This window comes from Streptomyces sp. NPDC002886 (assembly GCF_042888445.1).
Taxonomy (GTDB): Bacteria; Actinomycetota; Actinomycetes; order Streptomycetales; family Streptomycetaceae; genus Streptomyces.
On sequence record NZ_JBIAPV010000001.1, the window covers coordinates 485826 to 499695 of the forward strand.

13 protein-coding genes are annotated in these 13870 nt (G+C 72.9%); 5 read left to right on the forward strand and 8 right to left on the reverse strand.

The genetic code is table 11. The annotated features are described in order from the left end of the window. Positions 1-47 precede the first annotated feature (47 nt). Both ACFYYB_RS02125 and ACFYYB_RS02130 read left to right on the forward strand, forming a co-directional pair. Positions 48-1385, forward strand: coding sequence for an ammonium transporter (locus tag ACFYYB_RS02125; RefSeq protein WP_389432706.1), 1338 nt, complete (start codon positions 48-50; stop codon positions 1383-1385). After that, positions 1382-2794, forward strand: coding sequence for an ammonium transporter (locus ACFYYB_RS02130; protein ID WP_389432708.1), 1413 nt, complete (start codon positions 1382-1384; stop codon positions 2792-2794). Before ACFYYB_RS02125 ends, ACFYYB_RS02130 begins: the two co-directional genes overlap by 4 nt. 159 nt (positions 2795-2953) lie before the next feature. On the opposite strand, the gene ACFYYB_RS02135 is transcribed toward ACFYYB_RS02130, so the two are convergent. Further along, on the reverse strand, positions 2954-3568 hold the full coding sequence (locus ACFYYB_RS02135; RefSeq protein ID WP_389432710.1) for an RraA family protein: 615 nt from the start codon (positions 3566-3568) through the stop codon (positions 2954-2956). 172 nt (positions 3569-3740) lie between these two features. Between ACFYYB_RS02135 and ACFYYB_RS02140 the strand changes: the two genes are divergently transcribed. Continuing rightward, positions 3741-4751 carry an oxidoreductase gene (locus ACFYYB_RS02140; RefSeq protein WP_389432712.1) on the forward strand — a complete coding sequence of 337 codons (1011 nt, stop codon included), beginning with the start codon at positions 3741-3743 and terminating at the stop codon, positions 4749-4751. A 12-nt stretch (positions 4752-4763) separates the two neighbouring features. Here the strand turns inward: ACFYYB_RS02140 and ACFYYB_RS02145 are convergent, their stop codons facing one another. From ACFYYB_RS02145 to ACFYYB_RS02155, 3 genes are all read right to left on the reverse strand, one after another. Beyond that, complete coding sequence (locus tag ACFYYB_RS02145) at positions 4764-4979, reverse strand: heavy-metal-associated domain-containing protein (RefSeq protein ID WP_389432714.1); 216 nt, start codon at positions 4977-4979, stop codon at positions 4764-4766. Continuing rightward, entirely contained in the window at positions 4976-6013 is a 1038-nt protein-coding gene (locus ACFYYB_RS02150) for a sulfite exporter TauE/SafE family protein (RefSeq protein ID WP_389432716.1), read from the reverse strand. Before ACFYYB_RS02150 ends, ACFYYB_RS02145 begins: the two co-directional genes overlap by 4 nt. Positions 6014-6112: 99 nt before the next feature. Next, positions 6113-6664 (reverse strand): hypothetical protein, encoded by a 552-nt coding sequence (locus tag ACFYYB_RS02155; protein WP_389432718.1) that lies wholly within the window; start codon positions 6662-6664, stop codon positions 6113-6115. 172 nt (positions 6665-6836) lie between these two features. Between ACFYYB_RS02155 and ACFYYB_RS02160 the strand changes: the two genes are divergently transcribed. After that, the gene (locus ACFYYB_RS02160) at positions 6837-7370 is read left to right on the forward strand and encodes a hypothetical protein (protein ID WP_389432720.1); all 534 of its coding nucleotides are present in this window, start codon (positions 6837-6839) and stop codon (positions 7368-7370) included. Here the strand turns inward: ACFYYB_RS02160 and ACFYYB_RS02165 are convergent. The 3 genes from ACFYYB_RS02165 to ACFYYB_RS02175 form a co-directional block, all read right to left on the reverse strand. Further along, positions 7349-9316 carry a potassium channel family protein gene (locus ACFYYB_RS02165; protein ID WP_389433444.1) on the reverse strand — a complete coding sequence of 656 codons (1968 nt, stop codon included), beginning with the start codon at positions 9314-9316 and terminating at the stop codon, positions 7349-7351. The two genes, ACFYYB_RS02160 and ACFYYB_RS02165, sit on opposite strands and share 22 nt — an antisense overlap. A 93-nt stretch (positions 9317-9409) precedes the next feature. Next, complete coding sequence (locus tag ACFYYB_RS02170; protein ID WP_389432722.1) at positions 9410-9760, reverse strand: hypothetical protein; 351 nt, start codon at positions 9758-9760, stop codon at positions 9410-9412. Between the two features lie 145 nt (positions 9761-9905). After that, entirely contained in the window at positions 9906-10805 is a 900-nt protein-coding gene (locus ACFYYB_RS02175; RefSeq protein ID WP_389432724.1) for an alpha/beta hydrolase, read from the reverse strand. A gap of 80 nt (positions 10806-10885) precedes the next feature. On the opposite strand from ACFYYB_RS02175, the gene ACFYYB_RS02180 reads away from it, so the two are divergent. Then, positions 10886-11338, forward strand: a complete 453-nt coding sequence (locus ACFYYB_RS02180; RefSeq protein WP_389432726.1) for a MarR family winged helix-turn-helix transcriptional regulator — start codon at positions 10886-10888, stop codon at positions 11336-11338. Between the two features lie 61 nt (positions 11339-11399). On the opposite strand, the gene katG is transcribed toward ACFYYB_RS02180, so the two are convergent. Further along, entirely contained in the window at positions 11400-13631 is a 2232-nt protein-coding gene (gene katG, locus ACFYYB_RS02185; protein ID WP_389432728.1) for a catalase/peroxidase HPI, read from the reverse strand. Between the last annotated feature and the right edge of the window lie 239 nt (positions 13632-13870).

Consider the following 13870-nt stretch of genomic DNA (forward strand, 5'->3'; position numbering starts at 1 on the left):
AGCTCCACCAGATGCCCAGTGGCTACGATACGGGTAATACCGCCTGGATGATGGCGAGCACCGCCATGGTGCTGCTGATGACCCCCGGCCTCGCCTTCTTCTACGGGGGCATGGTCCAAACCAAACACGTGCTGGTGATGCTCAAGATGAGCTTCGCCTGCCTGTCGCTGGTGACCATCCTGTGGGTCGCGGTCGGTTACTCCCTCGCCTTCGGCAAGGACTCCGGCGGCGGCATGATCGGCAACCTCGACCACGCCTTCTTCCGCGGCATCGGAATGGACTCCTTGCACGGATCCATCCCGACCGTGATCTTCGCCTGTTTCCAGATGTCCTTCGCGATCATCACGGTGGCGCTGATCAGCGGCTCGATCGCGGGCCGCGCCACCATGAAGGGGTGGCTGGTCTTCGTCGTCGCCTGGACCATGCTGGTCTACGTGCCCACCGCGCACTGGGTGTTCGCCTCCGACGGCTGGATCAACAAGTCCCTGGGCGCGCTCGACTACGCCGGCGGTCTGCCGGTCGAGCTCAGCTCGGGCGCCTCGGGGCTCGCGGTGGCCATCGTGCTGCGCAAGCGCAAGGACTTCGAGCGCGAGACGATCCGCCCGCACAACCTGCCCCTGGTTATCATCGGTCTGGCGCTGCTGTGGTTCGGCTGGTTCGGCTTCAACGCGGGTTCCGCTCTCCAGGTCGAGGGCAGCGCACCGACCACCTTCCTCAACACCCAACTGGCCGCCGCGGGCGCGATGATCGGCTGGCCGATCATCGAGAAGTGGCGCCTGGGCCACGTGGAGATGCTGGGCGTGGCCTCGGCGGCGGTCGCCGGCATGGTGGCCATCACCCCGGCCTGCGGCGAGGTCTCCCCGCTCGGCGCTCTGATCATCGGCTTCACCGCCGGTGTGGTCTGCTGCTTCGCCATCAACATGAAGTACAAGATCGGTGTCGACGACACCCTCGACGTGGTCGGCGTGCACGGCTGGGGCGGCATCGTCGGCGTCCTCTCCATCGGCTTCTTCGCGACGTCCGCGATGAGCGGCAAGAAGGGCCTCTTCTACGGGGGCGGCCTGGACCAGCTCTGGCGTCAGGCCGTCGGCGTCCTGGCGGTGGGGTCCTTCGCCTTCGTGATGACCTGGCTCATCGCCAAGGTGATCGACAAGGCCGTCGGCTTCCGCGCCTCGGAGGAGTACGAGAACGTACCCGGCCGGGACGAGGAGGTCGCCTACGACAACGCGACCCTGGACGAGATCCGCGACCGGATCGGCGGAGCCGCGGCCTCACCGCGCGAACCCGCCGCGGTGGGAGCCGCCAAGGACGGGTCGGAGCAGCAGGACGCCGCGCTGCTCGCCGAAATCGTATCCGTGCTGGACCGACGAGAGCGTGACAAGTGACCGCGCACACGATGGCCGCGACCGTCTCCACGGTCTCCGCCGCACCCGCCGTCGCCGACTCCGGCAACGCGGCCTGGCTGATGATGGCCACGGCCCTGGTGCTGCTGATGGCTCCCGGAGTGGCCTTCTTCTACGGCGGCATGGTCCGCACCGGCCAGATCGTCGCCATGCTGAAAATGATCTTCTTCTGCATGGTGATCGTCACCGTCCTCTGGTTCGCGATCGGCTACTCCCTGGCCTTCGGCCCCGATGCCGGCGGGCTCGGGGTCATCGGGACGCTCGACAACGCCTTCCTCCGCGGGATCGACGTCGATTCGCTGACCGGCTCGGTGCCCACGGTCACCTTCGTGGTGTTCCACCTGTCCTTCGCGGTGGTCACCGTGGCCCTGATCGCCGGTTCCATCGCGGGCCGCGCGAAGATGGGCGGCTGGATCGTCTTCGTCATCGCGTGGACCCTGCTGGTCTACATCCCCATGGCCCACTGGGTGTTCGACCCGGCCGGCTGGGTCGCCAAGCAGCTCGGCGCCGTCGACTTCTCCGGCGGCACGGTCGTGGAGATCGGATCGGGGGCCGCCGGGCTCGCCCTCGCCATCGTCGCGGGCAAGCGGGCGGACTTCGACCGCCAGGGCATCCGGCCGCACAACCTGCCGCTCGTGGTCATCGGGCTCTCGCTCATGTGGTTCGGCTGGTTCGGCTTCAACACCGGTTCCTCCCTGGAGACCCCGGGCGGCGCGGCGATGGCCTTCCTCAACAGTCAGCTCGCGGCGGGCGCCGCGATGGCCGGCTGGGCGGTGACCAGTTGGTGGCGCACCCGGCAGGTCGGCCTGCTCGACATGTGCATGGGCGCCGTCACGGGACTGGTCGCCATGACCCCGCTGGCCGGCGGGGTGAGCCCGGTCTGGGCCACCGTCATCGGCTTCCTCGCCGGGCTGACCTGCGCGTTCGCGATCAGCTGGAAGTACCGGCTGGGCGTGGACGACACCCTGGACGTGGTGGGCATCCACGGGTGGGGCGGCATCGTCGGCATGGTCATGGCCGGCCTCTGCGCGACCGGGACCCTGACCGGCCACAAGGGCCTGTTCTACGGCGGCTCCTGGGACCTGCTGAGCAAGCAGCTCACCGCCACGGTGGTGCTCGGCCTGTTCTCGTTCGTGATGACCGCGCTGATCGGCAAGGCCATCGAGGTCACCATCGGGCTGCGCCAGCCCGGCGGAATGGTGGAGAAGGAGCAGGCCTACGCCGACGTGCTCTCCGACAACCTGGAGGAGCTGTCGACCGGCGACTCCCGCGCCGAGGGGGGCGGTGAGGAGCCGGAGAGCGCCTCCGCCCTGGTCGCCCGACTGCGCGAGGTCCTGCTGACCGCCCCGCAGGGCGGCGGCGACCGGCAGGGCGGCGGCGACCGCGGCTGAGCACGGCCGTACCCAGGGCCTCGGCCCCGGTCGCGCGACGCGGCCGGGGCCGAGTCGGGTCGCCCACCGGGTCACGCCGCCCACCGGACCGGCTCCCCCGCGTCGACGGGGCGGCGTACGGCGTCCAGGCGGGCCCGCAGGGGCCCGGCGCACGGGCGGTCAGCCGGTGAAGCCGAGGCCGCCGAGCGCCTTCTCGATGCGCGCGCGGTGCTGCTCCTCCCACGTGTCCAGGGACTCCCCCGCCTCCTTGGCCAGCTTGTCCAGGGAGGCCCGCAGGATCTCGTCCTGCCGGGCGGCCGGGGTGACCACGACGCCCTCTTCGTCGGCGACCACGATGTCACCGGGGTGGACGCTCACTCCGCCGACCCGCACGGCCTCGCCGAGGGAGCCGAGCTTCTTCTTGCCTCCCGGGATGGGGATGACACCGCGGGCGAAGACCGGGAAGCCCGCTGCGCGCACCTCCGCGAGGTCGCGCAGGAGCCCGTCGAGCACGAACGCGGCGATGCCCCGGCGCTGGGCCACGGCGCACACGTTGCCGCCGGCGAGGGCGTAGTCCAGGTCGCCCGATTCCACGACGATGACCGAGCCCGGCTCGGCGCGGTAGATGGCCGCGTGGAGCATCAGGTTGTCCCCGGGCTCGCACCGCACCGTGTACGCCGGTCCCGCGACGCGCGGCGCGTCCCACAGCGGGCGGATGCCGATGTCCATGACCTGCTCGCGGCCCAGGAAGTCGGCGAGGGTGGTGGGCGGGACGCCCTTGAATCCGTTGTCCATGTCAGTCCTTGCTCTCGGAACCGGCCGCCCGTGCGGCGGGACGCCCGGCGCAGCAAGATCGTAGGTCACCACGCCCCGGGAGGGCGCGAACGGGCCCCCGGGGACGGGCGGCGCCCTCCGCTGTCGGCGAACCGGCCTCGGCATCCGGCGCGGGTAGTGCTTGGCTGGCGCCATGGAGATCCTCATTCTGGGCGGAACGGCATGGCTGGGCAGGGAGTTGTCCCTGCAGGCGATCGAGCGCGGTCACCAGGTGACCTGCCTGGCACGCGGCGAGAGCGGGCCCGTCACTGACGGGGCCAGGCTCGTGGTGGCCGACCGGCACGCCCCTTCGGCGTACGAACCCCTGCTGGACCGCGCGTGGGACGCGGTCATCGAGGTGTCCTGGCAGCCCGGTTTCGTACGCGGGGCGCTCGCCGCGCTCGCGGACCGGGCAGCGCACTGGACCTACGTCTCCTCGATCAGCGCCTACGCCTCCCACGCGGCCCTGGACGCCGACGAGTCCGCGGCCCTGCTGGCCCCGGTCGAAACGAGCGAGACCGACCGCACGGTGTACGGCGAGGCCAAGGTCGCCTGCGAGCAAGCGTCCGCGGCCGCCGTCGGCGACCGGCTCCTGATCGCCCGCGCCGGCCTGATCGGTGGCCCGGGCGATCACAGCGACCGCTCCGGCTACTGGGCGGCCCGCGCCGCCGCCGATCCGGTGGGGCCGATGCTGGTCCCCGACGAACCGGACCTCGCCACCCAGACCGTCGACGCACGGGACCTCGCCGGCTGGCTCCTCGACTGCGCGGCGAAGGGAACCACCGGCACCTACGACGCGGTCGGCCCGGTGGTTCCCTTCGCTCGGTGGATCGAACTGTCCCGCGCGGCCGGAGGCCACACCGGTCCGGTGGTCTCCGCCGGCTCGGAGTGGCTGCTCGCCCACGGCGTGGCCGAGTACATGGGCCCCGGTTCGCTGCCGATGTGGGTGGTCGAGAAGGGCTGGGAAGGCTGGGCGGCACGGAGCGGGGCGGCGGCGCGCGCGGCGGGCCTGCGCCACCGCCCGCGCGCCGAGCTGCTGGCCGACACCCTGCGCTGGGAGCGCGCACGGGGCCTCGACCGGACCCGGCGCGCGGGCCTCGGCCCCGGACGCGAACGCGAACTGCTCGACGCCCTCGCGGCCGGGGCCGGGGCAGAGACCGGCTGAGGCCCGTTCGGGCTACCGCGCGCGTTCCGCCCGGTAGCCCGCGGAGGCGATCGCCGCGATGACGGCGTCCGGATCGACGGGCCGGTCCGTGTCGACGACGGTGCGGCCCGTCCGCAGGCTCGTCGCGCTGGCGGCCACTCCCGCCAGCTCCTCCACCTCGTCGTCGATCAGCAGGCCGCAGCTGTTGCAGTGCATGCCGGTCACGGTGAACTCCAAGCGTTCCTTCACGAGGTGGCCTCCCGGCTCTCGAAGGTGATCCGGCCGCCGTACATGCCCATGCCGCAGCTGTACTCCAGCGTCCCCGGCTGCCGGACGCCCAGGTCGATGCCGGTGGCCCCGGTCGCGGGAAGGATCTTCTGGATGCCGAGGCCGGGAAGGACGAAGGCGCGGACGCAGCCGCCCGTCCCCCGCGTGGCGACGACCAGGGTGGTGGGGACTCCGGCCTTCGCCGTGACGTCGGCCGGGGCGTAGGCGTTCGTACGGGCCCGGATGGTCACGGTCTGGGTGCCGTCCGGGTGGAGCACCACCGTCTCGGGCGCCACCTCGGCGGCGACCGCCGCCGGGGCCCCGGCGGGCCACCAGCCGCCGAGCCGAAGCCCGCTGCCCAGGGTCCACACCGCGACGAGCAGCACGACGACGGCGGTCGCAAGGGTCAGCCGCCCCTGCCACAGCCGGGCCGCGGAGCGCAGGAAGAAGCCGAGGGCCGCGAAGAGCGGGCCGGTCCCCAGGACGAAGCCGGCCATGACGGCCGCTCCCGCGAGCGGGCCGCCGGAGGTGACGGCGAGGAGCTCGACGCTCAGGGTCACCCCGCAGGGGATGAGCACGGTCAGGAAGCCGAGTACGGCCGGGGTGGTGACGGCCGTGCTCCGGGCCGAGCGGCGGACCCGCCGGCCCCAGGAGGCGGGCGTGCGCGGCACGAAGCGGCGTACCGCGCGCACTCCGAACATGTCGAGGGCGAACAGCAGCATCAGTACGCCCGCACACAGCATCAGCACGGCCCGGGTGCGGGGACCCGGCTGGACCGCGGCTCCGATCAGGCCGAGGGCGGCGCCGAGGAGGGTGTGGGACAGGAGCTTGGCGCCGAGGAAGGCCCCGACGGGGGCGAAGAGGCCGCTGCGCCGCCACCTCTCCTCGGACCACTCGGTGGACCGGCGGCCGACGGCCCCGGCGAGCAGACCTCCCTGAACGGCGGCGCAGGAGGCGCCGCCGGCGAACAGACCGGTGGAGACACCGGTGACGAACAACGCGGTGGACGAAGCCATGGGGAACGGACTCCCTGTACGTCGAGAGCGGCAGTGGATCAGGACACGGCGAAGCACCCCGGCCGCCCGGTGTGCGGGCGGGTGCGGGTGCGGGACCGGTCAGGTCCGGCTGACGCAGAGGGAGTCGAGATCGGGTGCTCTGGGGCGGGAGCATTCCGGGGACGGTGCGGGGCCCCGGTGACCGGGAGCCACGGACGGCGTCCCCCATACGGCCGAACCGGCGAGATCTCCTGCGGGACCGGCCGGCACGGTGGGCGCGTGCGCCGAGGCCAGCGGGCAGTCCTGGCCCGACGCGGAACAGCCCCCGTCAGTCCCCGCGCCCTCGGCCGTGCCCGCGGCGGCGCTTTCCGGGCCCCTGTCGACGGCGGGCATCCCGGCGCTCGCGGGCGGCCCGGCCATGGCGTCCATGGCGGGCGGCTCTGCCGTCGTGGGCATCCCGGCCATCGCGGGCGGCTCCGCCGTCGGAGGCATCCCGGCCATCGCGGGCATCCCGGAGATACCGGCCATCCGGGCCGTCCCGGCCGACCGCTCGCCCGCCGCGTGCCCCGCGAACGCGGGGTGCGTGAACAGCCCGCCGCACACGAGCAGCAGCACCGCCACGACGCCCGCGACGACGGCCGAGGCACGGCGATGGGGGCGTATGGGCTGCATGTCCGCGATGCTACGACAGCCGCCCGGCGCCCTCCCGAACCGGGGCGGCGCAAACCCGTCCGACACCCGTCGCGCCGGCCGCTCCGCCGTTACTGTGTGGCCATGGAGACCTCCATCACCGCGCGGGTGAAGTCCGCCGGCGTTCACGGCGACCGGGCCTGAGGCCCCCGCCATGGATGCGCCCCTCCACGGCGCCTGGCTGCGGACCGGGATCAGCCGGGACGGCGGCCCGCTCCGGGAAACCGAGCACGTCGTATGGCTCCAGACCGACACCCTCTACGCGGACAGCCGAGGGTTCGCCGGAACCACCTCGTACGACGGCCGCCGGGTCACCTTCCACCACCACGTGGGCGCCCCCGGTCACGACGTCGGAGTCCTGCGTCCCGATGGCAACCGTCTGGTCGAAATGGGCACCAACCCCGACGGCAGCACCTTCCTGGAGGTGTGGTCCCCCCTGCCGTACTCCCAGGGCCCCACGGGCTGCTGGTTCGCCGCGGGCACCCAGACCGTGCGGGTGGGCCATCACGTGGTGCACGTCGACGCCACCGGGCACGGCTCGCACCACGTCCTCCTGCGCACCGACCCCGTCCCGTCCGGGCCGCCGGCGCCGACGGATCAGGCCGAGCAGCCTGATCACGCGGACCGGCAGTACCAGGGGCACCAGGAGTACCAGGGCTACCAGGCTCAGCCGGACGAGCCCGCCTGACGCCCTCCGGTGTCCGCGGCGCCGGCCGTACGGGCCTGCGCGCGTCCGAGCAGTTCCGCCAGACCCCGCCGCGTGGCGGCGATGACCACCCGGTCCTGCGGCCGCAGGACGTAGCCCGGGCGCAGGGCCCACACCAGGGCGGGCTCGCGGGCATCGTCGTAGCCCGGCTGCGTCCCGAGGTCGGGGCGGCGGTTCGCCGGGGCGGCGGAGTCCAGCGCGATCACCCGCCAGGCCCCGGGCCGGAACGATTCCTCGATGGTGCGGCCCTCCAGCAGCGGATGGCCGGCCACCTCCAGCGCCGCGAACACGAGCACCCGGCGCTCCACCGGGATGGCGCCGAGCACCCGGCGGCCCATCATCGCCCCGGCGAACGCGGGCGCGGCCAGATGGGAGACGCTGCGGCTCCGGGCGAGGGCCGCCGGGTGGGCCTCGCGCAGGGTGCGGTAGACCGCGGTGGCGAACTCGTTGTCGTACAGCCGCATCACCACCCGTACGTCGGGCTTCACCGAGCGGGCGTAGAGCGCGGCCTCCAGGTTGGTGGTGTCCGAGCTGGTCACCGCCAGCAGGGCGTGGGCGCGGTGGATCCGGGCGGCCTCCAGGACCCCTTCGTCGGTGACGTCGCCGACCACGACGGGCACGTGCAGCCGGCGCGCGAGGGCGATTCCGCGGGCCAGGGGGTCGGACTCCACGCACACCACGGGGATCCCCAGCTCCCGTAGCCGCGCGAGCACCCGGGTACCGACCTTGCCGAGGCCGAGCAGCACGACGTGGCCGGAGAGTCCGCGCGGCGGCCTGCGCAGAGCCGTCGCGGTGCGGAAGGCGCCCAGGGCTTCGAGGGCCGCCGCGACCAGGATGGGCAGCAGGAGCAGCCCCACGAACCCGGCCAGGATCTGCAGGAGTTGGCGTTCGGGCGGCTGGTCGAGCGCGGGGTCGTTGATCGCGAAGACGTCGAGCAGGGTCAGGTAGACGGCGTGCAGCGGGGTGTCCCCTGTGACCAGGGAGGAGGCCACGGCGAGTGCGCCGACGGCGGCCGTGATCCCGGCGAGCGACCAGCGGAGCCTGCGGGAGAAGAGCGAACCGACCGGCAGGGAGACCTGGTTGAGCCGTCGGCCGTCCGGCGCGGGCGTCGCGTGGGAGACCGCTTCGAGCGCGACGATCCCCCGCCCGGTGGCGGCGGCCACGGACCGGTCGTCCGGGAGCAGTTGGGGTCCCCGGTCGCCGCCGATCTCCGATCCGTCCGCTCCGGCCGGGTCGACGGAGGTGGCGGACAGCAGGGCCAGGGTGCACAGTCCCGGGTCCGCGACCTCGCCCCGGCCGGGAGGCGTGCGTTCGACCGCGCGCAGGAGCAGACCGTCGGCCTGGATCACCTTGCTGGTGCCCGCGACGGCGGAGGCGGCGAGTGCGGGGGCGGCCGTATCGGCGTCGGAGAGCACGGTCGTGGCGGAGTCCAGCGCGCGCAGGTCGATGCCCGGTTCCGCGACGAGCGCGGCCTGGTCGAGCAACTCCTCGAGGTGCTGGCCGAGTTTGCGGTTGTAGAGGCGGATGACGAGCCGCAGCCTGGGGTTCAGCCGCCGGGCCACGAGGGCGGCCCGTACGTTGGTCTCGTCGTCCTCGTAGACGAGCGCCAGCGCGGCCGCCCGGGCGACCCCGGCGGCGGCCAGGGCCTCTTCGTCGGGGGCCGGAGCCTCCAGGACGCGCAGTTCGGGTACGGCCGCTTCCCCCGCGCCGGCCCGGTCCCCGGCGGCCGTACGGATCCGCGCGGCCGGGAACCGCCCCAGCAGCGCGCGCCCGGCCCCGGCCCGGGCGCGGGTCCGCTCCTGCCCGGGCCCCGCTCCGGGGCGCACCTCGCGGGCAGCCGGCACGACGAGCGTCACCCGCTCCTCGTACACCTCGCGGAGTTCGGCGGCCAGCCGGTGGGCGAGGCCGTCGTCCCCGCACACGACCATCAGGTCGGCGGATTCGGTCGGTTGGGGATGCGCGGAAGGAGAGGACACCTCCCCAGCATGCCGTGTCGACCGGTGCGGCCCGGCGCCGGTCCGTCAGTGGATGACGGTGAAGCTGCGCCAGGGCAGGGCCTCGGGGGCGGTGACGTTCGAGAGGGTCGTGGCCACGTAGGTGCCGTCGCGCCGGTCGAGCTTGCGGCAGTCTTCCGTCTGGTACAGGACCACGTCCACGAGGGTGTTGTTCACCACGTGCGTCGCCCCCTTCGGCAGGGCGATCCGGTGGCAGCCCTTGACCGAGGTGTTGCTGTAGCTCACCTCGACCGGCGAGTCGTGGCCGCGGAACTCGAGCATTCCGACGGTGCTCCGGCCCAGGCCCGAGCAGGCGGTGGCCGTCAGCAGCAGCGCTGCCGTTCCCGCGATGATGCTGATACGCCTGCTGTGGGACATGGCGCGGTCCTCGTCTGTGCGGTGATGGCGGTCCTACGCACAGACTGCCCCGGCGCGGCGCGCGCGGCTCCCGTTGCTCGGCCGTCCGGGTGAACGCGGCCCGCTCCGCGGCCCCCTGCGCGACGCGCTCGCCCGGGTGAACGGCTCAGGTGCGGGCCAGTGCGTCGGTGACGAAGCGCGCGGCGCGGTCCAGGGCCGCGTCGGCCTCGTCCAGCATGCCCTCGAAGGCCTGGAAGACGTGGGGGACGTCGGCGGTGACGTCGAGCTGGACGCCGACCCCGGCCGCGGCGGCCCGGACGGCGAACCGGGTGGAGTCGTCCAGCAGGACCTCGTTGGAACCGGCCTGGAGGAGCAGCGGGGGCAGCCCGGTCAGGTCGGCGTGCAGGGCCGGGCTCAGCAGCGGCTGCTCGGGGTCCTGCCCGGCCAGGTAGTAGCCGAAGACTACGGCCAGGTCCTCGCGGGTGAAGAGCGGGTCGGCGTCGCGCTTGGTGGTCATGGACTCCCCCGAGAGGGTGGCGTCCAGGCCCGGCGAGAAGGCGACCGCGGCGGCCGGCATCGGCAGTCCGGCATCGCGGGCGGCCAGCAGGGTGGTGACGGCGAGACCGCCGCCGGCGGAGTCCCCGGCCAGGACGATCCCCTCGGCCGCGACGCCCTGCTTCAGCAGGTCGCGGTAGGCGGCGAGGCCGTCCTCGACGGCCGCGGGGAAGGGGTGCTCCGGGGCGAGCCGGTAGTCCACCGAGACGGCGCGGACGCCGGTCCGGCGCACCAGTGCGGCGGTGAGCCGCAGGGCGGTGTCGGGCGATCCGAAGACCCAGGCCCCACCGTGGAAGTAGAGGATCGTCCCGGTGGCGGCGCCGTCCTCGGGCTCGACGGTCAGGGCGGGAAGCCCGCCGAGGATGGAGGGGGTGACGACCACCCCGGCCGGAGCCGGGCCCGCGGTCATCTGGGCCTCGAATTCCTTGCGCAGCCGGTCCGGCGGGAGGGTGCCGTCGAAGGGGGCCTGCCGCATCAGGGCGTCGATGGCCGTGCGCTGTGCCTTGCTCATGGGATCCTCCAGAGGCAGCGATGTTCTTCACCAGGAACTATATTCCTAGGAATATCATTCCCGAGAATCTGGAGCAAGGCATGACCGACCCGACGCAGGTGTTCATGGACCTCGTCCGCTACGAGACCAGGCTCTACAACGCGCTGGGCGAACGACTGCGCGTGGAGCACGGCGTGACGATGGGCCAGTTCGAGTTCCTGCGCATCATCGACGGCCGGGAGGGCTGCCGGGTCAACGACCTGGCCGAGGAGGCGGCCATCACCGTCGGGGCGACCAGCAAGGGGGTGGACCGGCTGGAGGCCCTCGGCTGGGTGGTCCGGCGGCCCCATCCCACCAACCGCCGTTCGTCCCTGCTGGAGCTGACCCCCGAAGGCCGCGAACGGCTGGCCGCCGCCACACCCACGTTCGAGGACGGCCTGCGTTCCTGGCTCACCGGGCCGCTGACGGCCGGCTCACTGGAGGGGTTCGCCGCCACCCTCGCCCTGCTGCGCGGCACGCTGCAGGACGCCTCGGCGGGCACGCCCGCCGGCTAGGCAAAGGAAACGGCCCGGGCCGGCCGCGGGGTGCGCGGCCGGCCCGGGCCGGATGCCGGGATCAGACGAGGTCGAACCGGTCCAGGTTCATCACCTTGTCCCAGGCGGCGACGAAGTCCTTGACGAACTTCCCCTTCGCGTCGTCGCTCGCGTAGACCTCCGCGAGCGCGCGCAGCTCGGAGTTCGAGCCGAAGACCAGGTCGACCCGGCTGCCGGTCCACTTGACCTTGCCCGAGGCGTCGTCACGGGCCTCGAAGGCGTTCGCGTCCTCGGAGGTCGGCTTCCAGGTCGTCCCCAGGTCGAGCAGGTTGACGAAGAAGTCGTTGGTGAGGGACCCGGGGGTCGCGGTGAGGACGCCGAGCGGCGACTGCTGGTGGTTCGCCCCGAGCACCCGCAGGCCGCCCACCAGGACGGTCATCTCGGGGGCACTGAGGTTCAGCAGGTTCGCCTTGTCGAGCAGCAGGTACTCGGCCGGCAGCCGGCTGCCCTTCCCGAGGTAGTTGCGGAACCCGTCGGCCAGCGGCTCCAGCGCGGCGAACGACTCCACGTCGGTCTGCTCCTGCGAGGCGTCCACGCGTCCCGGCGCGAACGGCACCCGGATCTCGACACCGGCGTCCCTGGCGGCCTGCTCGACGCCCGCGCCGCCCGCGAGGACGATCAGGTCGGCCAGCGAGACCTCCTTGCCCCCGGTCTGCGCCGAGTTGAAGGATCCCCGGATGCCCTCCAGGGTGCGCAGTACGCCTCCCAGCTCGTCGGGGTTGTTCACCTCCCAGCCGCTCTGCGGCTGGAGGCGGATGCGCGCGCCGTTGGCGCCGCCGCGCTTGTCGCTGCCGCGGAAGGAGGAGGCCGCCGCCCAGGCGGTGGAGACGAGCTGGGACACCGTCAGGTCCGAGGCGAGGACCTTGGCCTTGAGGGCGGCGACGTCCGCGTCGTCCACGAGGGAGTGGGTCACCGCGGGAAGCGGGTCCTGCCACAGCAGGACCTCGGAGGGGACCTCGGGTCCGAGGTAGCGGACGATCGGGCCCATGTCGCGGTGGGTGAGCTTGTACCAGGCGCGGGCGAAGGCGTCGGCGAACTCGGCCGGGTTCTCGTGGAAGCGCCGCGAGATTTGCTCGTAGGCCGGGTCGATGCGCAGCGACAGGTCGGTCGTGAGCATCGTCGGGGCGTGGGTCTTCGAGGGGTCGTGCGCGTCGGGTACGGTGCCCGCCCCGGCGCCGCCCTTCGGTCGCCACTGGTGGGCGCCGGCGGGGCTCTTGAAGAGCTCCCACTCGTAACCGAAGAGGATGTCGAAGAAGGTGTTGTCCCAGGTGATCGGGGTGTTCGTCCAGATCCCCTCAAGACCGCTGGTGATGGCGTCGCCGCCCTTGCCGGTGCCGAAGGAGTTGGCCCAGCCCAGGCCCTGCGCCTCGATCGGGGCGGCCTCGGGGTCGTCGCCGACGCTCTCCGCCGGGCCCGCGCCGTGGGTCTTGCCGAAGGTGTGGCCGCCCGCGATCAGGGCGACGGTCTCCTCGTCGTTCATCGCCATCCGGCGGAAGGTCTCGCGGATGTCGCGGGCCGCGGCGAGCGGGTCCGGGGTGCCGTTGGGGCCCTCCGGGTTGACGTAGATGAGGCCCATCTGGACGGCGCCGAGGGGGTTCTCCAGCTCGCGGTCGCCGGTGTAGCGCTCGTCGTCGAGCCAGGTGGTCTCGGGGCCCCAGTAGACGTCCTCGTCCGGCTCCCAGACGTCGGCGCGGCCGCCGGCGAAGCCGAAGGTCTCGAAGCCCATCGTCTCCAGGGCGACGTTGCCGGTGAGGATCATGAGGTCGGCCCAGGAGAGGCTCTGGCCGTACTTCTTCTTGACCGGCCACAGCAGCCGGCGCGCCTTGTCGAGGTTGCCGTTGTCCGGCCAGCTGTTGAGGGGGGCGAACCGCTGCTGGCCGGCTCCGGCGCCGCCGCGGCCGTCGCTGATCCGGTAGGTGCCGGCGCTGTGCCACGCCATGCGGATCATGAACGGGCCGTAGTGGCCGAAGTCGGCGGGCCACCAGTCCTTCGAGGTGGTCAGCACCTCGGCGATGTCCCGCTTGACCGCCGGGAGGTCGAGCGTGCCGAAGGCCGCGGCGTAGTCGAACCCCTCGCCGAGGGGGTTGGCCACGGCGGGGTTCTTGGCGAGGATCTTCAGGTTCAGCCGATCCGGCCACCACTGGCGGTTTCCGCCGCCCTGGGTCGGGTGCGGGGCCCGCTCGTGCGCGACCGGGCAGCCACCGCCGCCCTCCGCCTTCGCATCGGTGACGATTGCGTCATGGTTCTCAGACATGGGAATCCTTCCGGACCGGACCGGGGGTCACGGTGATCAGGAACTGCATGTAATGGAACATTTCTGGGGCACGGGAACCCGGTGACGGGCCCCGGTTTCACGGTCGTCCTGACGCCGGGGCGGTCACCGTCGCGGACGGTCTCACGTCCAGTCTCACGCTGCTCCGGCCGTTCCTGTCCCTTGGCTGTCAACGCGTCCGATCCTACGATGGACGCAATCCAAGTCAAGAACGACACCAA

Bases quoted from the DNA above. Each gene is read 5' to 3' on its own strand.
- ACFYYB_RS02125 (WP_389432706.1), top strand. From the start codon at position 48: ATGATGGCGAGCACCGCCATGGTGCTGCTGATGACCCCCGGCCTCGCC.
- ACFYYB_RS02135 (WP_389432710.1), bottom strand. From the start codon at position 3,568: ATGGACAACGGATTCAAGGGCGTCCCGCCCACCACCCTCGCCGACTTC.
- ACFYYB_RS02140 (WP_389432712.1), top strand. From the start codon at position 3,741: ATGGAGATCCTCATTCTGGGCGGAACGGCATGGCTGGGCAGGGAGTTG.
- ACFYYB_RS02150 (WP_389432716.1), bottom strand. From the start codon at position 6,013: ATGGCTTCGTCCACCGCGTTGTTCGTCACCGGTGTCTCCACCGGTCTG.
- ACFYYB_RS02155 (WP_389432718.1), bottom strand. From the start codon at position 6,664: ATGCAGCCCATACGCCCCCATCGCCGTGCCTCGGCCGTCGTCGCGGGC.
- ACFYYB_RS02160 (WP_389432720.1), top strand. From the start codon at position 6,837: ATGGATGCGCCCCTCCACGGCGCCTGGCTGCGGACCGGGATCAGCCGG.
- ACFYYB_RS02165 (WP_389433444.1), bottom strand. From the start codon at position 9,316: ATGGTCGTGTGCGGGGACGACGGCCTCGCCCACCGGCTGGCCGCCGAA.
- ACFYYB_RS02170 (WP_389432722.1), bottom strand. From the start codon at position 9,760: ATGTCCCACAGCAGGCGTATCAGCATCATCGCGGGAACGGCAGCGCTG.
- ACFYYB_RS02175 (WP_389432724.1), bottom strand. From the start codon at position 10,805: ATGAGCAAGGCACAGCGCACGGCCATCGACGCCCTGATGCGGCAGGCC.
- ACFYYB_RS02180 (WP_389432726.1), top strand. From the start codon at position 10,886: ATGACCGACCCGACGCAGGTGTTCATGGACCTCGTCCGCTACGAGACC.
- katG (WP_389432728.1), bottom strand. From the start codon at position 13,631: ATGTCTGAGAACCATGACGCAATCGTCACCGATGCGAAGGCGGAGGGC.